Genomic DNA, 23,835 nt, shown 5'->3' on the forward strand with positions numbered 1-23,835 from the left:
TGATGTAGAGGATGACTATATGAGCAATATCCCCGCTGATCTGCGTTTTGCCGAAAGCCACGAATGGGCTCGCCTTGAAGCTGACGGCACGGTGACCGTTGGTATCTCCGACCACGCTCAGGAAGCACTGGGTGACGTGGTGTACGTCGAACTGCCTGAAATCGGCAAAGTGTTTGCCGCTGGCGATACAGCTGGCGTGGTCGAGTCGGTTAAAGCAGCGTCGGATATTTACTCGCCGGTGTCGGGTGAAGTGATTGCGACCAACGAAGGCCTGGGTGGCGCCCCGGAGCTGTTGAACAGCGACCCGTACGGGGCGTGGATCTTCAAGGTCAAGCCAGGCAACACCGCTGAGCTGGAAAAACTGCTGGACGCAGCGGCTTATAAAAGCGCGATTGGCGAGTAACGATTTAGCGAAAAGAAGGGCCGCGTGAACAGTGTGTAGAGAGTTTCTCTACACAAATGGCAATCTCTTCCTAGACTCAATAAGCCTCGACCTGTCGAGGCTTTGTCTTATAAGAGAGCGCCGTCATGTCCCAGTTGCCGTCCTTGAGCCAGTTGCAAGACCCGAATGTCTTCCTGCGGCGCCACCTCGGCCCGGATGCCAGGGAGCAGCAGGCTATGCTCGAAACGCTCGGCGTGACCAGCCGAACGGAATTGATCGAGCAGACTGTGCCGCCGGCCATCCGCCTCAATCGGGCGCTGGAGTTGCCTGCCGCGCTCGACGAGGACGCCGCGCTGGCCAAGCTCAAAGGCTACGCCGAGCAGAATCAGGTGTGGACCAGCCTGATCGGCATGGGCTACCACGGTACCCTCACGCCGACCGTGATTGTGCGCAACGTGCTGGAAAACCCTGGCTGGTACACCGCCTACACGCCTTATCAGCCCGAGATCGCTCAAGGCCGCCTTGAAGCGTTGTTGAATTTTCAGCAACTGACCATCGACCTGACGGGGCTGGAGCTGGCCAACGCCTCCTTGCTCGACGAAGCCACCGCTGCCGCCGAGGCCATGGCCCTGGCCAAGCGTGTCGCCAAGTCCAGAAGCAACCTGTTTTTTGTCGACGAGAACTGCCACCCGCAAACTATTTCCGTGGTTCAGACGCGCGCGCAAGGTTTCGGCTTCGAACTGATCATCGATTCGGTGGACAACCTCGCCAGGCACAAGGTCTTTGGTGCGCTGCTGCAATACCCGGATACCCACGGAGAGATTCGCGACCTGCGCCCGTTGATTGAGCAGCTGCATGTCCAGCAAGCACTGGCCTGCGTGTCGGCTGACCTGCTTAGCCTGTTGCTGCTGACCCCGCCGGGAGAAATGGGCGCCGACGTGGTGTTTGGTTCGTCGCAACGTTTTGGCGTACCGATGGGCTATGGCGGCCCGCACGCGGCCTATTTTGCCTGTCGCGATGAGTTCAAACGTGCAATGCCGGGGCGGATCATCGGTGTGTCCAAAGACGCGCGCGGCAACGTTGCTTTGCGCATGGCCCTGCAAACCCGCGAACAGCATATCCGCCGCGAGAAGGCCAACTCCAACATCTGTACCGCGCAAGTCTTGCTGGCCAATATCGCCAGCTTCTATGCCGTGTATCACGGGCCTGAAGGGCTCAAGCGCATCGCCCAGCGGGTTCATCGGCTGACGACCATTCTGGCTGCGGGTTTTGCGCGTAAAGGGCTGCAGCGGGTCAACAGGCGGTTCTTCGACACCTTGACTCTGGATGTCGGCGGCAGCCAGAGCGCGATCCTCGACAGCGCCAGGGATGCACAGATCAACCTGCGCATTCTTGGAGACGGCAAGCTGGGGCTGAGTCTGGATGAACGTTGCAGCGAGGCGACCGTAGAGCGCCTGTTCGATGTTTTTTTGGGTGCCGACCATGGGCTGAATATCGCCGAACTGGACGCAGAAATCCTGGAATCAGGCATTCCCGGCGCATTGCTGCGCACCTCTGCGTACCTGACCCATCCAGTGTTCAGCTCGCACCACAGCGAAACCGAGATGCTGCGTTACCTCAAGCAGCTGGAGAACAAGGACCTGGCGCTGGACCAGTCAATGATTCCCCTCGGTTCGTGCACCATGAAACTCAACGCCACCAGCGAAATGATCCCTATTACCTGGCCCGAGTTCGCCAATCTGCATCCTTTCGTTCCGCGTGAACAGGCGCTCGGTTACACCGCCATGATCGACGAACTTGAGGCCTGGCTGTGCGCGATCACCGGTTTCGACGCTGTTTGCATGCAACCCAACTCCGGCGCGCAAGGCGAATATGCCGGGCTGCTGGCGATCCACAAATACCACCTGAGCCGTCATGAGGGTAAGCGCGAGATTTGCCTTATCCCTTCGTCGGCTCACGGCACCAACCCGGCGTCGGCGCAGATGGCCGGCATGCACGTGGTGATCGTTGAGTGCGACAAGGCGGGCAACGTTGACCTTGCTGACTTGAAAGCCAAGGCGCAAGAAGCGGGGGACACGTTGTCGTGCCTGATGGTCACCTATCCCTCTACCCATGGCGTGTATGAAGAAGGCATTCGCGATATCTGCGAGATTATTCACAGCCATGGCGGCCAGGTGTACATGGATGGCGCCAACCTCAACGCTCAGGTCGGGCTGGCCCGGCCAGCGGACATCGGTGCTGATGTGTCGCACATGAACCTGCACAAAACGTTCTGTATCCCGCATGGCGGTGGCGGTCCAGGCATGGGGCCGATTGGCGTGCGCGCCCATTTGGCGCCGTTTGTGGCCAACCACCCGGTGGTCCCGCTGGAAGGGCCTAACCCGCAGAACACGGCTGTCAGCGCCGCGCCTTGGGGCAGCGCAAGTATTTTGCCGATCAGCTGGATGTACATCGCGATGATGGGCCCGCAATTGGCGGATGCCAGTGAAGTGGCGATCCTCAGCGCGAACTATCTGGCGCAGCAATTGGGGGGCGCGTTCCCGCTGCTCTACAGCGGCCGTAATGACCGCGTCGCGCACGAGTGCATCATTGATTTGCGTCCGATCAAGGCGCAAACGGGGATCAGCGAAGAGGACGTGGCCAAGCGTCTGATGGATTATGGTTTTCACGCGCCGACCATGTCGTTCCCTGTCCCCGGCACCCTGATGATCGAGCCCACTGAAAGTGAGTCCAAGGCAGAACTGGATCGCTTTATCGAGGCGATGCTCAGTATTCGCGCGGAAATCACCGAAGTGCAAAACGGCATTTGGCCTGGCGAAAACAATCCGTTGAAGGGCGCACCGCACACGCTGGCTGACATCACCGGCGTCTGGGAACGCCCGTACAGCATCGCCCAGGCCGTAACGCCCACTCTGCATACGCGGCTGCACAAATATTGGCCTGCGGTGAACCGGGTAGACAACGTTTACGGCGACCGGAACCTGTTCTGCGCCTGCGTGCCGGTGGATGAATATCGCTAAGCAGCGGCCATAAAAAATGCCGCTCGATGAGCGGCATTCAATGTGCGCTAGCGGTCAGTCATGAATCATTCTGCGGCAACCAGATTCTTTGTCAGAATCGCGTTGGCCAGTTCCATGTCCGTGGCTTTGAGCCCTGGGTTATCAGTACGTACCTGTTCCATGGCAGCTTCCAGGAAAGGCCCGCGGATACCACCTTCGGTGGCGACGAAGCTGCCCGCATCATCCTGAGCGGCAACGATCAGCTTACGGTCATGTCTGAAAGTCAGGTACGTGGAAGCCGTGGTGGCGCCTGATGAAAGCACGTCTCGCAAGAGGCCGTCGGCCATTGCTGACCCGACAGGAAGTGAAAGCAAAGCCAATGTAAATACTGCAAGCTTTAAACGCATGATGGGTGACTCCGACGTGGTTGTTCTGAAAGATTGGATTGCCGAAGCCTCGTCGGAGTTCCGTACCTGACTCAGGATATGGCTTCCACTTTCAAAATAGCGCCTTCCTGACTGACTACCCGCACCTGACTGCCCACCGGCAAGTCGGGGCCGATCACCATCCACACGCCATCATTCACCTTGATCTTTCCGCGTCCGCCGACAATCGCACTCTGGACCACAAACGTGTGCCCGATCAGTTCTTGCCCGCGCATGTTCAGACCCGGTTGATCCGAAGGGCGAGCCACGCTGCGTTGACGCCGCCACCAATACAACGCTGTCAGGACCGAAAGCAGGCCGAACAACAGAAATTGCAGGGTCCATGGCAACGCGGGGATCAAAAAGCTGATAACCCCGACGCCTGCCGCCGCGACGCCGATCCACAACAAATAGCCACCCGCGCCGAACACTTCAAGAATCAGCAGCACCGTGCCCAGCCCCAGCCAATCCCAGAACGACAGGTGTTGCAGGTAGTCCCAGATCATGGGTCGCGCCTCAGCCCTTTTTAGTGTCGAAGGTAGCTTTGACGATCTCGCCGATACCGCCCACGGCACCAATCACCTGACTGGCTTCAAGTGGCATCAAGATCACTTTGCTGTTGTTGGCCGACGCGAGTTTGCCCAGTGCATCGATGTATTTCTGTGCGACAAAATAGTTGATCGCCTGCACGTTGCCATTGGCAATCGCCTCGGACACCACTTGGGTGGCCCGTGCTTCTGCTTCGGCTTGACGCTCCCGCGCCTCGGATTCAAGAAACGCTGCCTGACGACCGCCTTCGGCTTCGAGGATCTGTGCCTGCTTCTTGCCTTCAGCGGTGAGAATCGCCGATGCCCGAAGGCCTTCAGCTTCCAGAATCTGCGCGCGCTTGATCCGCTCCGCTTTCATCTGCCCGGACATTGCGGCCATCAGATCGGCGGGCGGGCTGATGTCCTTGATCTCGATCCGGGTGATTTTGATCCCCCACGGGGCGGTCGCTTCATCGACAGTGCGCAGCAGCTTTTCATTGATGCCGTCGCGCTGACTAAGCATGGCATCCAGCTCCATGGAGCCGAGCACCGTACGAATATTGGTTTGCAGCAGGTTGCGGATGGCGTGCTCGAGGTTGTTCACCTCATATGCGGCCTGCGCGGTGTTGACCACCTGAAAGAAGCACACCGCATCAATCTGCACCGTGGCGTTGTCAGCGGTGATGACTTCCTGCGGCGGAATATCCAGCACGCTTTCCATCACATTGATCTTGCGCCCGATACGGTCCATCACCGGCACGATGATATTGAGGCCCGGTTTCAGGGTATTGGTGTAACGGCCAAAGCGTTCCACCGTCCATTGATAACCTTGCGGCACGACCTTGAAACCCATGAACACAATGGCAATCGCCAGCCCGACGAAAAGTAAAAGCACACTACCGATTTGCATAACGGTTCCCTGTTTTGGTTATGAGGTGTCTGGTTGTTGATTGTCTGGTGATGGACGGCCCATTTAGGCAGAAATACGAGGGTGATGGCGATATAACTCAGAATAGATTTGTTCAAGATGTGCCGAGGTGTGCAAATACGTTCTTAAGCCCCTCACTGCGGCCCAGCATGCCGTAGAGTTCGAGGCGAAAACCCATTCGTTGATGCGAGGCACAGTAGCGGGCGCTGCTAAGCGTCAATCACCTATCGTGTTACGGTTTCGTATTACGATAGGTGGCAATAGCTGGGGTGCATCGGCTATTTTGAGTCTCTGAAGAGGAGCTGAGCATGATTAAACAAGAAAAAACCCTGCGCTATTTGGAGTCGCATATCCCTGAAATGGCCGCCTCGGCAGTTACTCAGGCGTTCTGGCAGGCACTGGCTTCGGGTAACAGCGTACTGGAAAGTCGTGATGGCGCAATCTATGAGACGTCCCCTGATGGCAGCCAGAAAAAAGTAAAAAGTATCGCGGCGCCGACCACTGTCACGCTCGGCGAAAAGCGTCGCTTGAAATGACTGCAATACCTCGTTTACGAATGTTTGCGGGACCGAATGGTTCAGGCAAAAGCACCATCAAGTCGGTGATCAGCCCTGAGTTGCTTGGTGTCTATATCAATCCTGACGATATCGAAAAAAGCATCCGCGAGTGCGGCGCGCTGGATTTTCAGACGTATGGGGTTGCTACCTCCGCCGAGGAGGTATCGAGCTTTTTCAAGAGGTCCACATTGTTAGCCAAAGCTGGCCTGCTGGATGAGGCACAGCATTTGGACTTCGGCGATGGTGTTTTGGGCTTTGCTGAAGTCTCGGTCAACTCTTATTACGCATCAGTGGTTGCTGACTTCATGCGGCACAAGCTACTGGAGAGCGGTACGTCGTTTACCTTCGAGACCGTCATGTAGTCGCCCGACAAAGTGTCTTTGCTACAAAAAGCGCAGAAGCTAGGCTTTCGGACCTACCTCTATTTCGTTGCCACAGACGATCCGATGATCAACATTTCTCGTGTCCAGAACAGGGTTCGTCTCGGTGGGCATCCCGTACCGGAAGATAAGATCGTGAGCCGTTACGCCCGCTCGCTGGACTTGCTGATGGATGCCATTCGATACAGTGATCGCGCTTACATTTTCGATAACTCCAGTCACGAAAGTACCTGGCTGGCGGAAGTCACTGACGGCAAAGAGCTGGAACTGCATGCAGCGCAGATACCTGCGTGGTTCAAGGTCGCTATTTGGGACAAGCTTTAACACGGCGCCATATCAAAGCCGCCGTGTGATGGTTGCCGTTTTCACCGCTGCTCACTCTGAGGCGTTACCCGCAATACCTCTTCGAGCGTGGTCAGCCCGGCGGATATTTTCTGCGCGCCGGACAAGCGCAAGCTGCGCATGCCTTCCTTGAAGGCCTGGCGGCGTATGGCGGTGAGGTCGAGGTCGGCGCTGATCAGGGCTTTGACGCTGTCGGACATCAGCATGATTTCGTATACCCCGGCGCGGCCGCGATAGCCGGTGTCACGACATTCCACGCAGCCGACAGCATGTTGGGCACCGGTCGGGACGGGCGCTTGCCACGGGCGGGTCAGGGTTTGCCAGTCGCTTTCTTCCAGCTCGATGGGCGCTTTGCAGTGTGGGCATAGGGTGCGCACCAGCCGTTGGGCCATGACGCCGAGGAGGGTGGCCTTGAGCAGGTAATGGGGAACGCCCAGTTCCAGCAGGCGGCTAATGGCGCTCGGTGCGTCGTTGGTGTGCAGGGTGGACAGCACGAGGTGGCCGGTCAGCGCGGCCTGGATCGCCATTTCTGCGGTCTCCAGATCACGAATTTCGCCGATCATGATGATGTCCGGGTCCTGACGCATCAGTGCGCGCACGCCGCTGGCAAATGTCAGGTCGATGTTGTGCTGGACCTGCATCTGGTTGAACGCCGGCTCGACCATCTCGATAGGGTCTTCAATGGTGCAGAGATTGACCTCCGAGGTCGCCAGCTTTTTCAGGGTCGTATAAAGCGTCGTGGTCTTGCCCGAACCGGTTGGGCCCGTGACCAGAATGATGCCGTTGGGTTGCTGCGTCATGTCCTGCCAGCGGCGCAGGTCATCGCCAGAAAAGCCCAGTTGATCGAAGTTCTTCAGCAGCACTTCCGGGTCGAAAATCCGCATCACCATCTTTTCGCCGAACGCGGTGGGCAAGGTCGACAGTCGCAGCTCGACTTCGCCGCCCTCAGGTGTCGTGGTCTTGACCCGGCCATCCTGCGGTTTGCGTTTCTCGGCAACGTTCATCCGGCCCAGGCTTTTCAGGCGGCTGACGATGGCCATGGTGACTTGCGCTGGAAATTGATAGACGTTGTGCAGCACGCCGTCGATGCGAAACCGCACGGTGCCTTGTTCGCGACGGGGCTCGATATGGATATCGCTGGCACGCTGCTGGAATGCATATTGGAACAGCCAATCGACGATGTTGACGATGTGCGCGTCGTTGGCGTCGGGCTCCTGGTCGCTTGCACCAAGCTTGAGCAACTGTTCAAAGTTGCCCAGATTGCTCATTTTCAGATCAGAAGCATTGGCACCGCTGACCGATTTCGCCAGCCGGAAAAACTCCACGGCCAAACGCTGGATGTCTGCCGGGTTGGCGACCACGCGTTTGATCGGCAATTTCAGGACGTGCATCAGGTCTGCTTCCCAGGCGCTGACGAACGGCTGGGCACTGGCGATGGTCACCGATTCGCGGTCCACAGCCACCGCGAGGATCTTGTGTCGTTGGGCAAATGCGTACGACATCAGCGGCGTGATTGCCGCAACGTTGATCTTCAGCGGATCGATACGCATGTAAGGCTGACCGACCTGCTGCGCGAGCCAGAGGGTGAGGCTTTCCAGGTCGAGCTTCTTGCCAGGCCGCTTTAAATCATCGAGCTGTTGGGCGGCGATGAACTCCAGCGGGTGCAATTGAATGTTCAGCGCTGAACGGCGCAGAGTGAGCGCGTATTCAGCACTTTCTTGATCGGTAAACCCTTGAGCAACCAAGTCGTGTAGCAGATCGTTGAGATCCAGCCAACGGTCTTGGGTAACTGAGGCGAGGACGGACATGCGGGCTCCTTGGGACAGTTCTGCTCTGACCGGCTAATGGCAAGACAAGAATAGTCCCCGGCGCGCCGCATGTGTTACCCGGAGCGAGGTGAAGGGTTGCGAAAATTTACCGAACCGTTAACCGACGGCCAGAACTACCTGTTGCGGTAAGACGTTCTAAATCGCATTGGGTTCCAAGTTTATTGAACAAATATTGATCAATTCAGGCGGTCAACTCGACGGTGGCGTTGTCAGAGACCCAATCCGCCACGCGTTTGCCGATAGTGGGTTGACGAGGTCCAGGCGGACCGCGTCAGGCCATTCGCATTTGAATTCGCACCCCAGAAAACATGCAATTCCTGCGGGACGAATTCATGCGTGACGTCGGTATTACAAACGCAACAAGGTCTTCCATGCGCGGCTCTGGAACACCACAACGGTCTGTTGCACGCGTGCGTCGAGGATTTCGTCGCTGATTGGCTCAAGCGCCAATTGCTCAAGCTTGTTCAGCTCGCCGTACAAGCGGTCCAGCTCGGGCAAATCCAGTACGCCACGGGCCAAATGCAGCCAGGCCTGAATGCGTTCGATGCGCGGCAGTTGTTCCGCCAGGTCTTCCGGTTGTTGCTGATAGCGACCCAATTGCAGCGAAGTCGCTTCTTCAGCCAGCAGGCGCGGTACCCAGTTAGCCAGTTGCGCTGCGCCCTGGCGATTGCCGCGGGTGTTGCGGTCAGCGGTCCAGCTGCGAGCCATCAGCCAGCGCGAGGTGTTCAGCGAGAACAGGCCCCAACGCGTGTCTGTAAGCTCTTCGATGAACTGGGCGGGCGCTTCGGTGCGGACGTCCGGGTCGTCTTGACCGGCCTGGACCAGCGGGCGCCAGTCTTCGAGCAAGGCGTCCAGCGATGCACGCAACTCGTGGGTCGAGGTGCGTGGCGCGGCCTGACCCAGGCTGCCAACCAACGCGCGCAGTTCGGACAGCAACGCCACCCAATCCTGCAACAAACGCCAGTGACCGTTGAAACGGTACTGCTCAGCCAAGCGCTGGCTGCTGGCCAACAAATGCCAGGCCAGCGCGGCGAAGGCGTCGTCCAGCGGCATTTCTGCGGTCAGTTCAGGTGCCGGTAGGCTCAGCGAGTAGCTATTGGCGTCGAACAGGCGATAGCCACGCTCGGCTTTGCTGATGTCGCAGGGCATCAACGGCAGCGTGGCAGCCAGTTCAGCGGCCAGCTCCAGCAGTGCGGAAGGATCACCTTCGCGCAGCTCCAGCTCCAGCTCGCAGATTTCTTCTTCCTGCTTGCCGGCAATGACCCGGCCCAGGTCCAGTGCCGCTTCGATCACGACTTTAGCCTTGCCACGACCCCACGCAATTTCCGCACGCTCGCGGACGAAATCGGTGGTGAACGCCGGTTTGATGGTCTTTTTATCTAGCTCAGCCAACTCCTCCGGCCAGCATTCGCCATCGAGCTTTTTAAGGTCGAGCTTGGCTTTGGGCAGATCCCAATTGTATTCATTGCGCTCGGACAAGCCGGCAACGCTTTGCCCGCGAGTCTTCAACGTCTGAATGATCGCGTCGCCATCACGGCGCAGGCGCAGGGCCACTTTGGCGTTTGCCAGGTCGCGTTCAGGCGTGTCGAAATACTGATTGAACAGCTCAAGGCGTTCCCAGCCACTTTTGTTGCGTTTTTTCAGCAGTGGGTGGTCGCGCAGGGCGGCGAGGGTTTCGCGGCTGACGCGGAGTTTGATTTCGGTTTCTTTCTGCATGGCCGGGGAATCCAAGCGCTAATCGCTAATAACGGGAGCGCAGCCTGCAAATACGTGGCTGCTGAGGCCGAACAGTGTACAGGACATGTTTATTCATGGGGGCCGATAGCCCTATGATGGTGCTCAAACGAGGAGATTGCTCATGCCCTTGCCGTCCATGAAAGACCAGTTTGCCGCGTTGATTGCAGCGCCGTCGGTGAGTTGCACCCAGCCCGCGCTGGATCAATCCAACCGTGCCGTGATTGATCTGCTGGCGACCTGGCTGGGTGATCTGGGGTTTGCCTGTGACATTCGGCAGGTGTCGCCCGGCAAGTTCAACCTGTTGGCGAGTTTCGGCAGCGGCCCAGGCGGACTGGTATTGGCCGGGCATAGCGACACCGTGCCGTTCGATGGCGCGCTGTGGCAAACCGATCCGCTCAAACTGACCGAGGTCGATGGGCGTTGGGTAGGGCTGGGCAGTTGTGACATGAAAGGCTTCTTTGCCTTGGTCATCGAAGCGGTGCAGCCGTTGCTCGATCAACCGTTCAAGCAGCCATTGTTGATCCTCGCTACCTGCGATGAAGAAAGCTCCATGGCCGGCGCTCGAGCGTTGGCCGCAGCGGGTCGTCCTTTGGGTCGTGCGGCGGTGATCGGCGAGCCGACCGGGCTCAAGCCGATTCGCCTGCACAAGGGCGTGATGATGGAGCGCATCAATATTCTTGGGCGCAGCGGCCATTCGTCCGACCCTAGCCTGGGCCACAGCGCGCTGGAGGCGATGCACGACGCGATCACTGAATTGAAGGGCCTGCGTCAGCAATGGCAAGGCGAATACCGCAACCCGCAGTTCAGCGTGCCACAGCCAACCCTCAACTTCGGGTGCATTCATGGTGGTGACAACCCGAACCGGATTTGCGGGCAATGCTCGTTGGAGTTCGACTTGCGGCCCTTGCCGGGCATGGACCCGCAGGTGTTGCGTGCCGCGATTCGGCAGAAGCTGCAACCGCTGGCAGAACTGCATCAGGTGCAAATAGACTATGCGCCGCTGTTTCCCGAAGTACCGCCGTTCGAACAGGCCGCCGATGCCGAATTGGTGCGCGTCGCCGAACGTCTGACCGGGCATCGCGCCGAGGCAGTAGCGTTTGGCACCGAAGCGCCTTATCTTCAGCGCCTGGGCTGCGAAACCCTGGTTTTGGGCCCTGGCGACATTGCCTGTGCTCATCAGCCAGGCGAATACCTTGAAATGTCACGCTTGCAGCCTACGGTGCGTCTACTACGTCAGTTGGTTGAACATTATTGCCTGACCCCCGCATGAGTCGGGTCAGCTCAAGTGATCTCGAAGCCGTTGGGCTCTAAGCTCTAAATAGAAGGAGAATGCGCGTGTTGCCAAGCCTGTTCCGACGATAACCACCACAGTGCTGTGTGTGTTCTTACGCGTTCGTCCAATCTTTTACAGGCTCTTCAAGTCATGCCCGACTACGTTAACTGGCTTCGCCACGCTTCGCCGTACATCAACGCCCACCGTGATTGCACCTTTGTTGTCATGCTGCCCGGCGACGGTATCGATCATCCGAATTTCGGCAATATCGTCCATGACCTGGTGCTGTTGCACAGCCTCGGCGTGCGACTGGTGCTGGTGTATGGCTCTCGCCCGCAGATTGAAAGCCGTCTGGCGGCGCGCGGCCTGACGCCGCAATTCCATCGTAATCTGCGCGTCACCGATGCGGCGACCCTCGAATGCGTCATCGACGCGGTAGGCTCCCTGCGTGTCGCCATCGAAGCACGCCTGTCCATGGACATGGCCGCTTCACCGATGCAGGGTTCGCGCCTGCGCGTGGCAGGCGGCAATCTGGTGACTGCGCGGCCGATTGGTGTGGTCGAAGGCGTGGATTACCACCACACCGGCGAAGTGCGCCGGGTCGACCGCAAAGGTATCAACCGCCTGCTCGACGAGCGCTCCATCGTGTTGCTGTCGCCGCTGGGGTATTCGCCGACGGGGGAGACGTTCAACATCGCCTGTGAAGACGTCGCCACTCGCGCCGCTATCGACCTGGGCGCCGATAAATTGCTGCTGTTCGGTGCCGAGCGCGGCCTGCTGGATGATCAAGGCAAGTTGGTGCGTGAGCTGCGCCCGCAACAAGTCCCGGCGCACATGCTAAGGCTGGGCAGCAACTATCAGGCTGAATTGCTCGACGCGGCGGCTGAGGCGTGTCGTGGCGGTGTCGGTCGCAGCCATATCGTCAGCTACGCTGAAGACGGCGCCCTGCTGACCGAGCTGTTTACCCGCGACGGTGGCGGCACGCTGGTTGCGCAAGAACAGTTTGAATTGGTGCGTGAGGCGGCGATTGAAGACGTTGGCGGCTTGCTGGATTTGATCACGCCGCTGGAAGAGCAGGGGATTCTGGTGCGTCGTTCGCGCGAAGTACTGGAGCGCGAGATCGAGCAATTCAGTGTGGTTGAGCGCGAAGGGCTGATCATTGCCTGTGCCGCGCTGTACCAGATCGCGGATTCAGATGCCGGTGAGTTGGCCTGCCTGGCCGTCAGCCCGGAATACCGCCATGGCCGGCGTGGTGATGAACTGTTGGAGAGGATTGAGGCCCGGGCTCGGGCGCAAGGCTTGAAGACCCTGTTCGTCCTTACCACCCGTACCGCGCACTGGTTCCGTGAGCGCGGGTTTGAGCCGAGCAGCGTCGACCGCCTGCCCAGCGCACGAGCATCGCTTTACAACTATCAGCGTAATTCGAAGATCTTCGAGAAGACGCTGTAGGAGCTGTGTCCATCGCGGCGGAATGCGCTTGTAACTGCGCGTCCCGCCGCGATGGCGTCAGTTACTGATTGCCAGAATGCTTGCTTGATACGAACCGACAAACGTATCGAAATCGACAATTTCTTCGGTTTGTTCCAGCTCGGCCTGTTGGGCAATTGAGTTGCGGGCCAGGGTTTCGAAGTGCAACTGGTCTTCAGTGCTCAACGGTTCGCTGCGGAAGTACTCAGCGTGTGCCTGGCTCTGACGGAAGGAGAACGCGGTGAAGCCTTCCTTGTGTTCCGTCATGCTTGCCAGCACTTGTGCCGAAGGCGTCCGTGAAGAATCGTTGACCTTGGCCAGTTGCGCGGCCAGGGCTTTGACGTGTTCTTCGCCACCGTGGCTCTGATCGAGTAACTGCGACAACGGCGCGATTTTTTCCAGCAGCTCGGTGGCCCAGGCTTTCAAGTCGATCGTGGTGTCATTGCGCTGCAATTCCAGACCCGGACGACGGCCTTCCTTGACCACCGTCAGAAAGTTCGAGGCTGCGTTGGTGCATTCGTTGTTTGCCAGTTGCGGGCTGTCCTGCAGGGCGCAATACAGCACGAACGCGTCGATGAAGCGCGCTTGCTGCAAATCGATACCCATAGGCAGGAAAGGGTTGATGTCCAGGCAGCGGACCTCAACGTATTGCACGCCACGGGCTACCAGCGCCTGAACCGGACGTTCGCCGGAGTAGGTCACGCGTTTTGGGCGAATGTTGGAGTAGTACTCGTTTTCGATCTGCAGGATGTTGGTGTTGAGCTGAATCCACTCACCATCCTTGTGGGTCCCGATCTCGACATACGGCGGATACGGCGTCGCCACCGCTTTACGCAGGCTGTCGGTGTAGCTGGTCAAATCGTTGTAGCACGGGGTCAAACCGGCCTGGGCGTTGCTCTGGTAGCCCAGGTCGCTCATACGCAGGCTGGTGGCGTAGGGCAGGTACAGCGTGTCGGCGTCCCATTGCTCCAACTGATGCGAGCGCCCGCGCAAGAAGCTTGCATCCAGGGCCGGCGAGGCGCCGAACAGGTACATCAGCAGCCAGCTGTAACGGCGGAAGTTGCGAATCAGGGCGATATAGGACGCTGACTGATAGTCGCGGTCCGTGCCGACAAAACCTTCGGCCTGCTTGAGCAGCGGCCAGACTTTTTCCGGCAAGGAGAAGTTGTAGTGAATGCCGGCGATGCACTGCATGGTCTTGCCGTACCGCAAGGCCAGGCCTTTGCGATAGACGTACTTGAGCTGACCGATATTCGAGGTGCCGTAGTAGGCAATCGGGATATCTTCTTCGGCCGGTAGCGGACACGGCATCGAGGGGCTCCACAGGTACTCGCTGCCGAGCTTGCTGTAGGCGAAGCGATGGATCTTGTCCAGGCTGGACAGGGTATCGGCCGTGTGCGGCAGCGCGGGCGTGATGAACTCCAATAGCGATTCGGAGTAATCGGTGGTGATTTGCTCGTTGGTCAGCGCGGCGCCCAGTTGTTCGGGGTGCGGCGTCTGCGCCAGGCGTGCTTCGCCCGTCACGCGCAGGCATTCACGCTCAATACCGTGCAGGCACTGCTCCATCAGGGAGAGGTTAGTGCGCTCGCTAAGCAGAGCCAGGCGGCGGTTGAGAAGTTCGCTCAAGTTGGATTCCTTCACGCGTCGGTCGCCCCAATATGGGGGTGGAAATGACGGTCTACAAGGGTGAAGAGAGGAACTGGCGTTGTCGCCTGGTTTTGGTTTGAAACGCCGATGCCCGTTGCTTGGTTTGGCTGCAACCCAAACAGAAAATTCCGACACTGTTTTCACAATGCCGAAATTAACCCAAATCGACGTGCGACAGCTAGATGACTGCGAACGTCCCTTGTGCTTTTGCGACCAGTTTGTCGCCCTGCAGCACTTCTGCCTCGACAACCAGCGTGCGCCGTCCTGCATGCAGCACCTTGGCGATGCACAGCACCTCGCCTTCGGACACGGCCCGGACGTAGTTGATCTTGCACTCGACCGTCACGCTCTGCTGATCGAAGCCGTGGGAGCTGGAGCAGGCCAGTCCCATGGCGATATCGACCAGGCTGAAAATCGCCCCGCCATGCATCACGTTGCCGCGATTGCGCAGGTGAGGCTCCAGCGCCAGGCTGACTTCGGCAACGCCGTCGTCCAGGCGTTGCAACTGGCAGCCGAGCATCTTGAAATAAGCGCTCTGGGTCAGCCCTTCGGGGATGGCCATCAACGCTTCTTCAACTGTTTGGCGTTGGCGAACAACGAAGCCATGGCGTTATTGGACGGGGCTGCGACTGCTACCGGGGCTTCCTTGCGGGGCGTGTTTTGTTGTTGCGAGCGAGGAGCAGACCCCGGACGCGCGCCACGAGCACCGTCGATTTTCTCACCAGGGGTGTCGCTCATGCGCATCGACAGGCCGACGCGTTTGCGCGGGATATCGACTTCCATGACCTTGACCTTGACTACATCGCCGGCCTTGACCGCTTCACGCGGGTCCTTGATGAATTTCTCGGACAGCGCGGAGATGTGAACCAGACCGTCCTGATGCACGCCGATATCAACGAAAGCGCCGAAGTTGGTCACGTTGGTGACCACGCCTTCGAGGATCATCCCCAGCTCCAGGTCCTTGAGCTCTTCGACGCCGTCCTGGAACTCGGCCGTCTTGAACTCAGGGCGAGGATCGCGGCCCGGTTTTTCCAGCTCTTGCAAAATATCGGTAACGGTCGGCAGGCCGAAGGTTTCATCGGTGTATTTTTTCGGATCGAGGCGCTTGAGGAAGCTCGCGTCGCCAATCAACGAACGGATATCGCGGTCTGTTTCAGCGGCGATGCGCTTGACGAGCGGATAGGCTTCCGGGTGAACCGCCGAGGAGTCCAGTGGGTTTTCGCCATTCATTACGCGCAGGAAGCCGGCAGCTTGTTCGTAAGTCTTTTCGCCGAGGCGGCTGACTTTCTTCAACGAAGCACGGGTCTTGAAGGCGCCGTTTTCATCGCGGTGAGCGACGATATTTTGCGCCAGCGTGGTGTTCAGGCCAGAGATGCGGGCGAGCAAGGCAACCGATGCGGTATTCACATCGACGCCAACAGCGTTCACGCAGTCCTCGACCACCGCATCCAGGCCTCGCGCCAGTTTCAGCTGCGAAACGTCGTGCTGGTACTGACCGACACCGATGGATTTCGGATCGATTTTCACCAGCTCGGCCAGTGGATCTTGCAGGCGGCGTGCAATCGACACCGCGCCACGGATCGTCACGTCCAGCTCCGGGAATTCCTTGGCTGCCATCTCGGAAGCGGAATACACCGAGGCCCCGGCTTCAGACACCATCACTTTGGTCATTTTCAGACCTGGGTATTTTTTGATCAGTTCGGCGGCCAGTTTATCGGTCTCGCGGCTGGCGGTGCCGTTGCCGATTGCGATCAGGTCAACCGAATGCTTGGCGCAGAGTGCAGCCAACACGGCGATGGTCTGGTCCCACTGATTCTTGGGTACATGCGGGTAAACGGTCGCGTAATCGAGCAGCTTGCCGGTCGCGTCGACCACGGCCACTTTGCACCCGGTGCGCAGACCAGGGTCCAGGCCCAGCGTGGCGCGTGGGCCAGCCGGTGCCGCCAGCAGCAGGTCATGCAGGTTGTGCGCGAACACGTTGATCGCTTCGGTTTCCGCACCGTCGCGCAGTTCGCCCAGCAAGTCAGTTTCCAAGTGGGTGTAGAGCTTGACCTTCCAGGTCCAGCGCACCACTTCGGCCAGCCATTTATCGGCGGGGCGATTCTGGTTTTGCAGGCCGAAACGCTCGCTGATCATCATTTCACACGGGTGCATGGCGCCCGGCAGCTCTTCGCCAATCTTCAGGGACGAGCTGAGAAACCCTTCATTACGCCCGCGAAAAATGGCCAGGGCGCGGTGCGATGGCATGCTTTTCAGGGGTTCGTCGTGTTCGAAGTAATCGCGGAACTTGGCGCCGGCTTCTTCCTTGCCAGCCACTACACGGGCGCTGAGAACAGCCTCGTGTTTGAGGAAGCTGCGCAGTTTTTCCAGGAGGTTGGCGTCTTCGGCGAAGCGCTCCATCAGGATGTATTTGGCGCCTTCGAGGGCGGCTTTCACATCGGCCACGCCTTTTTCCGCGTCGACAAACCGTGCCGCTTCGCTTTCCGGGCTCAGGGTCGGGTCATTGAACAGACCGTCGGCCAACTCGCCCAGACCGGCTTCCAGGGCAATCTGGCCCTTGGTGCGGCGTTTTTGTTTGTAGGGCAGGTACAAATCTTCAAGGCGGGTTTTGGTGTCGGCGAGTTTGATATCGCGCGCCAGTTCCGGGGTCAGCTTGCCTTGCTCTTCGATGCTCGCAAGGATGCTGATGCGTCGCTCGTCGAGTTCGCGCAGGTAGCGCAGGCGCTCTTCCAGGTGGCGTAACTGGGTGTCATCAAGGCTGCCGGTCACTTCTTTACGGTAACGGGAGATGAAAGGCACGGTTGAGCCTTCATCCAGCAGAGCGACGGCCGCTGCGACCTGCTGTGGGCGGACACCGAGTTCCTCGGCGATGCGGCTGTTGATGCTGTCCATAAAACCACCTGGCAAATTGTGAGCAAATAAAACGCGATTGGCCATTGTCAGGCGCTACCTGACTTCAAGGCGGCGCATTATACCCAGCGATCTCTGATTAGGGGGATTGCGCCCGTTCACGAGCACTATCAACAACCGTTGCTGGCGGCTCAGGAAAAATCTGCTAACAATGCACACAGTACATAAATCGGCAGCTACGCCATAATGCGCGCCGAGATCAAAGGAGCATCTAATGAGCAGTACTGCACAACCTGCTGAAGGCGAAAAGATCCTCATCGTTGATGACGACCCGGGATTAAGCAGCCTGTTAGAGCGTTTTTTCACCAGCAAAGGTTATCGCGCGCGCGCCGTGGCCAACGTCGAGCAAATGGATCGCCTGCTCGCACGCGAGGTTTTCCACCTCGTTGTCCTCGATTTGATGTTGCCGGGTGAAGACGGGCTGTCCGCTTGCCGCCGCTTGCGTGCTGCTAACAATCAGGTGCCGATCATCATGCTGACCGCCAAGGGCGATGAGCTGAGCCGAATTCGTGGTCTGGAGTTGGGTGCTGACGATTACCTATCCAAGCCGTTCAACCCCGATGAGCTGGTCGCACGGGTCAAAGCCGTATTGCGTCGTCAGGCGGTACCTGTTCCTGGTGCACCTGGCAGCGAAGATGAGTCCGTGACGTTCGGTGACTATGAACTGTCGCTGGCAACCCGTGAGCTCAAGCGTGGCGATGAAGTGCACATGCTGACCACTGGCGAATTCGCGGTGCTCAAGGCATTGGTGATGCATGCCCGCGAGCCGTTGACCCGCGACAAGTTGATGAACCTGGCCCGTGGACGCGAGTGGGATGCGTTGGAGCGTTCCATCGACGTACAGATTTCGCGACTGCGTCGCTTGATCGAACCGGACCCTTCCAAGCCGCGCTACATCCAGACTGTCTGGGGCGTAGGTTATGTGTTTGTTCCCGATGGTGCCGGAACCAAGTGATTGGCGCTGTGTAGGCGCGAACCAGGACTGCTGAGTTCTGACTGACACACTCGATAGCCCTGTTCAGGGCTATCGACGTTTTGGGTTGAGGTGTTTATGCGACGGATACCGATCGCGCCTCGCCATTTTTGCGAGCCTCGCTCGCGCCTGCAAAGTGTGTAGCGACTGCAATGAAAACCCCGCTCTGGTTCCCGCAAAGCTTCTTCTCTCGCACCCTGTGGCTGGTGTTGATTGTCGTGCTGTTTTCCAAGGCACTGACCCTGGTTTATCTATTGATGAACGAGGACGTGCTGGTCGACAGGCAATACAGCCACGGCGTTGCGTTGACCTTGCGGGCCTATTGGGCGGCGGATGAGCATGATCGCGAGGCGATTGCCGAGGCTGCCGGGTTGATTCGGGTGGTCGGCGGCGGCGTGCCTGAAGGCGAGCAACATTGGCCATACAGCGAGATTTACCAGCGTCAGATGCAAGCCGAGTTGGGTGCGGACACCGAAGTGCGGCTGCGGGTGCATGCGCCTCCAGCCCTGTGGGTGCGGGCCCCAAGCCTGGGTGACGGTTGGCTGAAAGTGCCGTTGTACCCGCACCCACTGCGCGGTCAGAAAATCTGGAGCGTGCTGGGCTGGTTCCTCGCCATCGGCTTGCTTTCCACAGCCTCTGCGTGGATTTTCGTTCGACAGCTTAATCAGCCGCTCAAGCGCCTGGTCTTTGCTGCCCGTCAGTTGGGGCAAGGGCGCAGTGTGCGATTGCCGATCAGTGATACGCCCAGCGAAATGGCTGAGGTATACCGCGCCTTCAACCAGATGGCCGAGGACGTCGAACAGGCTGGGCAGGAGCGGGAATTGATGTTGGCGGGGGTCTCCCACGACTTGCGAACCCCCTTGACCCGCTTGCGCTTGTCCCTTGAATTGATGACGCAAGAGAATGAACTGACCGATGGCATGGTCCGCGATATCGAAGACATGGACGCGATCCTTGATCAATTCCTGGCGTTTATTCGCGACGGGCGCGATGAAGAAGTCGAAGACGTCGACCTGAGCGACCTGGTGCGTGAGGTGGTAGCGCCGTTCAACCATCCGACCGAGCAGATCCGGTTGTGTCTGGAGCCGATTCCGCCTTTCCCGTTGCGTCGGGTTTCGATGAAACGCTTGTTGAACAACCTGATCGGCAACGCCATGCACCATGCCGGTAACGGCATTGAAGTCGCTGCTTATGTGTCAGGTGACGCCAATGCACCCTATGTGGTGCTGAGTGTGCTCGACCGGGGCGCCGGGATCGATCCGTCGGAGCTGGAGGGCATCTTCAACCCCTTCATCCGTGGCGACCGTGCGCGCAGCGGCAAAGGCACCGGTCTGGGGCTGGCGATCGTCAAGCGTATTGCGGCCATGCATGGCGGCAATGTCGAGCTGCGAAATCGTTCTGGAGGCGGCCTGGAAGCGCGAGTGCGCTTGCCGTTGGGGCTGATGTTGCCGAGGGATGCGGTTTAAACGTTATGCACTGAGTTCGCTCCCGATCCATCCATTGTGGGAGCGAGTTCATTCGCAAAGACTCTTTGTTGCCCTTCCTGCTTAACAAGACCTGACACTCCGGACAGGTCTTGTGTTTTATCTGTCCTGTCAGCCCTTGCCTTTGGTCCGTGTCATGTTCGGGCCGCTGTTTTTCTCCAGGTATTCAATGATCATCCCGGCAACGTCCTTGTTGGTGGTGGTTTCGATACCCTCAAGGCCCGGTGACGAGTTCACTTCCATCACCAGCGGTCCGTGATTGGAGCGCAGGATATCCACGCCCGCCACGCTCAGCCCCATGACCTTGGCGGCGCGGATGGCCGTCATGCGTTCTTCTGGGGTGATTTTGATCAGGCTGGCGCTGCCGCCACGGTGCAGGTTGGAGCGAAACTCCCCCGGCTTGGCCTGACGCTTCATCGAGGCGATGACCTTGTCGCCGACCACGAAGCAGCGAATATCCGCCCCGCCGGCTTCTTTGATGTACTCCTGAACCATGATGTCCTGCTTCAGGCCCATGAACGCCTCGATCACCGATTCGGCGGCAGTGGCCGTTTCACACAGCACCACACCAATGCCTTGAGTCCCTTCCAGTACCTTGATCACCAGGGGGGCGCCGTTGACCATCTGGATCAGATCAGGGATGTCGTCCGGGGAGTGCGCGAAACCGGTGACTGGCAGGCCGACGCCACGGCGGGAAAGCAATTGCAGCGAGCGCAACTTGTCCCGGGAACGCGCGATAGCGACCGACTCGTTGAGCGGAAAGACGTCCATCATTTCGAATTGACGCAGCACGGCGCAGCCATAGAACGTCACCGAAGCACCAATCCTTGGAATCACCGCATCAAAACCTTCCAGCGGCTTGCCGCGGTAGTGGATCTGCGGCTTATGACTGGCGATGTTCATATAAGCGCGCAAGGTGTCGATCACCACCATCTCATGGCCACGCTCGATGCCCGCTTCGACCAGGCGACGGGTGGAATACAGACGCGGGTTACGCGACAGCACAGCGATCTTCATGCAGCACCTTTGGTAGAGGTAGTAGAGGCCGGGAATGCCGGCTTGTCCTGAACGTATGTAATGCCTGGATTGACCACCAATTGGCCGTCTATCAAAGCGTTTGAGCCGAGCAGCAGCCGATAGCGCATGGCTTTACGGCAGGCCAGCGTGAACTCCACTGGCCAGACCCGATCACCCAAAGCCAGGGTGGTGCGGATGACGTAGCGGACCTGTGCCTGGCCATTGGAGCTTTTTATGGTTTTCATCGCGACCAGTTGCGCTTCGCAACGGCGATGGCGCAGCTGCACCACCGTGCCGAGGTGCGCGTTAAAGCGCACCCACTTTTCCCCGTCGCGTTCGAACGGCTCGATTTCGGTCGCGTGCAGGCTTGAGGTGCTCGCCCCGGTATCGATTTTTGCCCGCAGGCCAGCCACCCCTAAATCAGGTAGCGCCACCCACTCGCGAAGGCCAACGACTGTTAAATGATCAAATGTTTTCAAAACGATTCCGTACGCCTCAAACAGTCCGCCAAGCACCAGGATCTATCTGGGCCAAGGCTTTAAATGCAGGTTTGGCGAACCAGAAGCCTTGCATCAGGGAAATCCCGCAGTCAGCGAGAAAGTCTCGCTCCCCAGGCGTTTCGATGCCTTCGGCGATGACTGTAACGCCTAACTCTTCACAGATTGTGACAATCCCACGAACGATAATTTGACGAACGCGATCGTGATCGATATCGCGGATCAGTGCCATGTCGAGTTTGATCAGGTCGGGCTGAAAATCGGCCAGCAGATTAAGCCCGGAATACCCCGCGCCAAAATCGTCGATGGCTGTCTTGAAGCCGAATTCGCGGTATTCACGCAGAATATTGGTCAAATGGCGATTGTTATCTAAATGATCGCTTTCCAGGGTCTCGAAAATCAGCCGATCCAGTGGGAAATCATGCTCCTTGGCTGCTTCCAGCGTGCTGCGGATACACAGCTCGGGACGATAGACGGCACTGGGCATAAAGTTGATCGACAGATTTTCTTTCATGCCTAGCTGCGCAGCCCCCTGGATCGCCTGTGTGCGGCAGCGCTGGTCGAAGCGATAGCGATTCTGCTCGTTGACCTGGCTCAGGATCGATAGCGCCCCTTCGCCGTTGGTGCCTCGCACCAGTGCTTCATGGGCGAACACCGAGCGGTCGCGTAGATCGACAATCGGTTGATAGGCAAACGCAAAGGTAAAATCCAGCGCGGGGCTGCTTTGGCATCCTTGGCAACCCGCCTTGGGAGAGGTCAACGAGCTTGGGAAATCAGTCACTTGGCACTCCAGTGCGAACAAGACCTTCAACATAGGCGGCATATTAATCCAGGGATTGGTTTGCCGCCTGCTCGACGTGACGTAGTACAGTTCTGACTATTGCACGAATGAGGAATTCTGATGGCACAAAAACCAGAAGAGGACGACAAAGTTCGCCTGGACAAATGGCTTTGGGCCGCGAGATTCTTCAAAACTCGCGCCTTGGCCAAGGCGGCTATCGAAAGTGGCAAGGTTCATTGGCGGGGAGAGCGGTGCAAGCCCGGCAAGGAGCCGCGCATCGGTGACGAGTTTCAGATTCGTGCAGGTTTTGATGAGCGCACGGTGGTGGTTCAGGCATTATCGACCACACGCCGAGGTGCGCCAGAAGCGCAGGCGCTTTATGCCGAGACAGCCGAAAGCATCGCCAAGCGTGAAAACGCTGCGGCCATGCGCAAAGCGGGCGGTTTAGGCATCAGCACTGAAGGGCGACCGACCAAGAAACAGCGTCGGCAGCTTCATCAGTTTCGCGACACGGGCAGTGACGATTGAACCCCGCGCCACCTTTAAAGCACCGTCGTCCCGATGCTGTTCGATCGGTCTTGGAAGAATTCGGGATTGTTCATAAAATGCCTTCCGTCGGCATGGCTTACAGCACCTGGTTATCAGGTGCTAAATAGCGTTCAGTCAGCGCTTTTCCTTATTTTGTCATCACTTTAGATACCTTTTCCTATGCCTGATTTTCCGGACAACGATTACACCCAGCGTTTCATTTTCGAAGAAAGCGACGTGCGCGGTGAACTGGTCGCGCTGGAGCGTAGTTACGCTGACGTGCTGGCCAAACATGACTACCCCGAGCCGGTCGCCCAGTTGCTCGGTGAGCTGCTCGCGGCCGCGGCCTTGCTGGTAGGCACCCTCAAATTCGATGGGTTGCTGGTACTTCAAGCGAACGCTAGCGGGCCGGTGTCATTGCTGATGGTGGAATGCTCCAGCGACCGTGAAATACGCGGCATTGCGCGTTACGACGCTGAGCAGATTACTCCCGATGCAGGGCTGCGCGACTTGATGCCCGACGGCACCCTGACCCTGACCGTCGACCCGCGTCAGGGTAAGCGCTATCAAGGCGTCGTTGCCTTGGACGGCGTTGACCTGTCGGAAAGCCTGACGTCGTACTTTGCCCTGTCCGAGCAACTGCAGACGCGCTTCTGGCTCAACGCCGACGGCACGCGCGCCCGTGGCCTGCTGTTGCAGCAACTGCCCGCCGCCCGCCTGACCGACCCGGAAGACCGTGCCGCCAGTTGGCAGCATGTCACGACGCTGGCCAGCACCCTGACCGCCGAAGAATTGCTCAGCCTGGACAATGAAACCGTGCTGCATCGCCTCTTCAACGAAGACGCGGTACGCATGTTCGATATTCAGCCGCTACAGTTCCGTTGCAGCTGCTCGCGAGAGCGCTCGGGCAATGCGTTGGTCAGCCTGGGCCTGGAAGACGCGCAGCAACTGGTGATCGAGCACAACGGCAGCATCGAAATCGACTGTCAGTTCTGCAATCAACGCTATTTGTTCGATGCCACTGATGTTGCGCAGTTGTTCTCTGGCGGGGGTGTGGATTCGCCATCTGATACGCGCCATTAAACATAGGCTAATACGCCTGGAAACGCCGTACGGGACGCTTCGCCGCTGTTCTGACAGGAGGGTCCTACC

22 protein-coding genes are annotated in these 23,835 nt (G+C 58.5%); 11 read left to right on the plus strand and 11 right to left on the minus strand.

Annotated features, from left to right (window positions below):
- Positions 1-19: 19 nt before the first annotated feature.
- Positions 20-403, plus strand: a complete 384-nt coding sequence (gcvH, locus tag AC1MEA_RS08415) for a glycine cleavage system protein GcvH (protein WP_480917370.1) — start codon at positions 20-22, stop codon at positions 401-403.
- Between the two features lie 125 nt (positions 404-528).
- Positions 529-3,402 (plus strand): aminomethyl-transferring glycine dehydrogenase, encoded by a 2,874-nt coding sequence (gene gcvP / locus AC1MEA_RS08420; protein WP_480917371.1) that lies wholly within the window; start codon positions 529-531, stop codon positions 3,400-3,402.
- Positions 3,403-3,467: 65 nt separating this feature from the next.
- On the opposite strand, the gene AC1MEA_RS08425 is transcribed toward gcvP, so the two are convergent.
- From AC1MEA_RS08425 to AC1MEA_RS08435, 3 genes are all read right to left on the minus strand, one after another.
- The gene (locus tag AC1MEA_RS08425; RefSeq protein ID WP_219062945.1) at positions 3,468-3,788 is read right to left on the minus strand and encodes a DUF2388 domain-containing protein; all 321 of its coding nucleotides are present in this window, start codon (positions 3,786-3,788) and stop codon (positions 3,468-3,470) included.
- 71 nt (positions 3,789-3,859) lie between these two features.
- Positions 3,860-4,309 (minus strand): NfeD family protein, encoded by a 450-nt coding sequence (locus AC1MEA_RS08430; protein WP_449634336.1) that lies wholly within the window; start codon positions 4,307-4,309, stop codon positions 3,860-3,862.
- A gap of 13 nt (positions 4,310-4,322) precedes the next feature.
- The gene (locus AC1MEA_RS08435) at positions 4,323-5,243 is read right to left on the minus strand and encodes an SPFH domain-containing protein (RefSeq protein WP_219062944.1); all 921 of its coding nucleotides are present in this window, start codon (positions 5,241-5,243) and stop codon (positions 4,323-4,325) included.
- Positions 5,244-5,569: 326 nt separating this feature from the next.
- Here AC1MEA_RS08435 and AC1MEA_RS08440 point away from each other — a divergent pair, with 326 nt between their 5' ends.
- The 3 genes from AC1MEA_RS08440 to AC1MEA_RS08450 all read left to right on the plus strand — a co-directional run bounded on the left by AC1MEA_RS08440 (position 5,570) and on the right by AC1MEA_RS08450 (position 6,522).
- On the plus strand, positions 5,570-5,797 hold the full coding sequence (locus AC1MEA_RS08440; RefSeq protein ID WP_219062943.1) for a hypothetical protein: 228 nt from the start codon (positions 5,570-5,572) through the stop codon (positions 5,795-5,797).
- Entirely contained in the window at positions 5,794-6,180 is a 387-nt protein-coding gene (locus AC1MEA_RS08445; protein WP_480917374.1) for a hypothetical protein, read from the plus strand. The genes AC1MEA_RS08440 and AC1MEA_RS08445 overlap by 4 nt, the downstream gene beginning before the upstream one ends.
- Before the next feature lie 153 nt (positions 6,181-6,333).
- The gene (locus tag AC1MEA_RS08450; RefSeq protein WP_257604406.1) at positions 6,334-6,522 is read left to right on the plus strand and encodes a hypothetical protein; all 189 of its coding nucleotides are present in this window, start codon (positions 6,334-6,336) and stop codon (positions 6,520-6,522) included.
- Positions 6,523-6,563: 41 nt separating this feature from the next.
- On the opposite strand, the gene tfpB is transcribed toward AC1MEA_RS08450, so the two are convergent.
- Together tfpB and AC1MEA_RS08460 are read right to left on the minus strand one after the other, a co-directional pair.
- The gene (tfpB, locus tag AC1MEA_RS08455) at positions 6,564-8,348 is read right to left on the minus strand and encodes a type IV pilus assembly ATPase TfpB (RefSeq protein WP_219062942.1); all 1,785 of its coding nucleotides are present in this window, start codon (positions 8,346-8,348) and stop codon (positions 6,564-6,566) included.
- Between the two features lie 369 nt (positions 8,349-8,717).
- Entirely contained in the window at positions 8,718-10,085 is a 1,368-nt protein-coding gene (locus tag AC1MEA_RS08460) for a CYTH domain-containing protein (RefSeq protein WP_219062933.1), read from the minus strand.
- Between the two features lie 142 nt (positions 10,086-10,227).
- On the opposite strand from AC1MEA_RS08460, the gene argE reads away from it, so the two are divergent.
- Both argE and argA read left to right on the plus strand, forming a co-directional pair.
- On the plus strand, positions 10,228-11,376 hold the full coding sequence (gene argE, locus AC1MEA_RS08465; protein WP_480917377.1) for an acetylornithine deacetylase: 1,149 nt from the start codon (positions 10,228-10,230) through the stop codon (positions 11,374-11,376).
- Positions 11,377-11,529: 153 nt separating this feature from the next.
- Positions 11,530-12,828 carry an amino-acid N-acetyltransferase gene (gene argA, locus AC1MEA_RS08470; protein WP_219062913.1) on the plus strand — a complete coding sequence of 433 codons (1,299 nt, stop codon included), beginning with the start codon at positions 11,530-11,532 and terminating at the stop codon, positions 12,826-12,828.
- A 57-nt stretch (positions 12,829-12,885) separates the two neighbouring features.
- Here the strand turns inward: argA and gshA are convergent, their stop codons facing one another.
- The 3 genes from gshA to AC1MEA_RS08485 form a co-directional block, all read right to left on the minus strand.
- Positions 12,886-14,472 (minus strand): glutamate--cysteine ligase, encoded by a 1,587-nt coding sequence (gene gshA / locus AC1MEA_RS08475; protein WP_480917379.1) that lies wholly within the window; start codon positions 14,470-14,472, stop codon positions 12,886-12,888.
- 199 nt (positions 14,473-14,671) lie between these two features.
- Positions 14,672-15,055 carry a PaaI family thioesterase gene (locus tag AC1MEA_RS08480; protein WP_219062910.1) on the minus strand — a complete coding sequence of 128 codons (384 nt, stop codon included), beginning with the start codon at positions 15,053-15,055 and terminating at the stop codon, positions 14,672-14,674.
- Entirely contained in the window at positions 15,055-17,385 is a 2,331-nt protein-coding gene (locus AC1MEA_RS08485) for a Tex family protein (protein WP_480917380.1), read from the minus strand. Before AC1MEA_RS08485 ends, AC1MEA_RS08480 begins: the two co-directional genes overlap by 1 nt.
- A 232-nt stretch (positions 17,386-17,617) precedes the next feature.
- Between AC1MEA_RS08485 and ompR the strand changes: the two genes are divergently transcribed.
- Entirely contained in the window at positions 17,618-18,358 is a 741-nt protein-coding gene (gene ompR, locus AC1MEA_RS08490; RefSeq protein ID WP_219062907.1) for an osmolarity response regulator transcription factor OmpR, read from the plus strand.
- Positions 18,359-18,528: 170 nt separating this feature from the next.
- Complete coding sequence (locus AC1MEA_RS08495) at positions 18,529-19,842, plus strand: ATP-binding protein (RefSeq protein ID WP_219062905.1); 1,314 nt, start codon at positions 18,529-18,531, stop codon at positions 19,840-19,842.
- Positions 19,843-19,971: 129 nt separating this feature from the next.
- On the opposite strand, the gene rimK is transcribed toward AC1MEA_RS08495, so the two are convergent.
- The 3 genes from rimK to rimA are packed head-to-tail and all read right to left on the minus strand — an operon-like array spanning position 19,972 to position 22,155.
- On the minus strand, positions 19,972-20,877 hold the full coding sequence (gene rimK, locus AC1MEA_RS08500) for a 30S ribosomal protein S6--L-glutamate ligase (RefSeq protein WP_219062904.1): 906 nt from the start codon (positions 20,875-20,877) through the stop codon (positions 19,972-19,974).
- Positions 20,874-21,356, minus strand: coding sequence for a retropepsin-like aspartic endopeptidase RimB (gene rimB, locus AC1MEA_RS08505; RefSeq protein ID WP_219062902.1), 483 nt, complete (start codon positions 21,354-21,356; stop codon positions 20,874-20,876). Before rimB ends, rimK begins: the two co-directional genes overlap by 4 nt.
- A gap of 16 nt (positions 21,357-21,372) precedes the next feature.
- Positions 21,373-22,155: a S6 modification regulatory phosphodiesterase RimA gene (rimA, locus tag AC1MEA_RS08510; protein ID WP_480917383.1), complete on the minus strand. Its 783-nt coding sequence runs from the start codon at positions 22,153-22,155 to the stop codon at positions 21,373-21,375.
- 120 nt (positions 22,156-22,275) lie between these two features.
- On the opposite strand from rimA, the gene AC1MEA_RS08515 reads away from it, so the two are divergent.
- Together AC1MEA_RS08515 and hslO are read left to right on the plus strand one after the other, a co-directional pair.
- Positions 22,276-22,683 carry an RNA-binding S4 domain-containing protein gene (locus AC1MEA_RS08515; RefSeq protein ID WP_322176914.1) on the plus strand — a complete coding sequence of 136 codons (408 nt, stop codon included), beginning with the start codon at positions 22,276-22,278 and terminating at the stop codon, positions 22,681-22,683.
- Positions 22,684-22,863: 180 nt separating this feature from the next.
- On the plus strand, positions 22,864-23,766 hold the full coding sequence (hslO, locus tag AC1MEA_RS08520; protein ID WP_449634331.1) for an Hsp33 family molecular chaperone HslO: 903 nt from the start codon (positions 22,864-22,866) through the stop codon (positions 23,764-23,766).
- The last annotated feature ends 69 nt before the right edge of the window (positions 23,767-23,835 follow it).

This window comes from Pseudomonas sp. ASL8, from assembly GCF_056680355.1.

Coding starts and splice junctions, on each gene's coding strand:
- argE (WP_480917377.1), top strand. CDS start 10,228: ATGCCCTTGCCGTCCATGAAAGACCAGTTTGCCGCGTTGATTGCAGCG.
- AC1MEA_RS08485 (WP_480917380.1), bottom strand. CDS start 17,385: ATGGACAGCATCAACAGCCGCATCGCCGAGGAACTCGGTGTCCGCCCA.
- AC1MEA_RS08440 (WP_219062943.1), top strand. CDS start 5,570: ATGATTAAACAAGAAAAAACCCTGCGCTATTTGGAGTCGCATATCCCT.
- rimK (WP_219062904.1), bottom strand. CDS start 20,877: ATGAAGATCGCTGTGCTGTCGCGTAACCCGCGTCTGTATTCCACCCGT.
- gcvH (WP_480917370.1), top strand. CDS start 20: ATGAGCAATATCCCCGCTGATCTGCGTTTTGCCGAAAGCCACGAATGG.
- AC1MEA_RS08480 (WP_219062910.1), bottom strand. CDS start 15,055: ATGGCCATCCCCGAAGGGCTGACCCAGAGCGCTTATTTCAAGATGCTC.
- tfpB (WP_219062942.1), bottom strand. CDS start 8,348: ATGTCCGTCCTCGCCTCAGTTACCCAAGACCGTTGGCTGGATCTCAAC.
- AC1MEA_RS08425 (WP_219062945.1), bottom strand. CDS start 3,788: ATGCGTTTAAAGCTTGCAGTATTTACATTGGCTTTGCTTTCACTTCCT.
- AC1MEA_RS08495 (WP_219062905.1), top strand. CDS start 18,529: ATGAAAACCCCGCTCTGGTTCCCGCAAAGCTTCTTCTCTCGCACCCTG.
- hslO (WP_449634331.1), top strand. CDS start 22,864: ATGCCTGATTTTCCGGACAACGATTACACCCAGCGTTTCATTTTCGAA.
- AC1MEA_RS08460 (WP_219062933.1), bottom strand. CDS start 10,085: ATGCAGAAAGAAACCGAAATCAAACTCCGCGTCAGCCGCGAAACCCTC.
- AC1MEA_RS08515 (WP_322176914.1), top strand. CDS start 22,276: ATGGCACAAAAACCAGAAGAGGACGACAAAGTTCGCCTGGACAAATGG.
- AC1MEA_RS08435 (WP_219062944.1), bottom strand. CDS start 5,243: ATGCAAATCGGTAGTGTGCTTTTACTTTTCGTCGGGCTGGCGATTGCC.
- ompR (WP_219062907.1), top strand. CDS start 17,618: ATGAGCAGTACTGCACAACCTGCTGAAGGCGAAAAGATCCTCATCGTT.
- AC1MEA_RS08445 (WP_480917374.1), top strand. CDS start 5,794: ATGACTGCAATACCTCGTTTACGAATGTTTGCGGGACCGAATGGTTCA.
- argA (WP_219062913.1), top strand. CDS start 11,530: ATGCCCGACTACGTTAACTGGCTTCGCCACGCTTCGCCGTACATCAAC.
- gcvP (WP_480917371.1), top strand. CDS start 529: ATGTCCCAGTTGCCGTCCTTGAGCCAGTTGCAAGACCCGAATGTCTTC.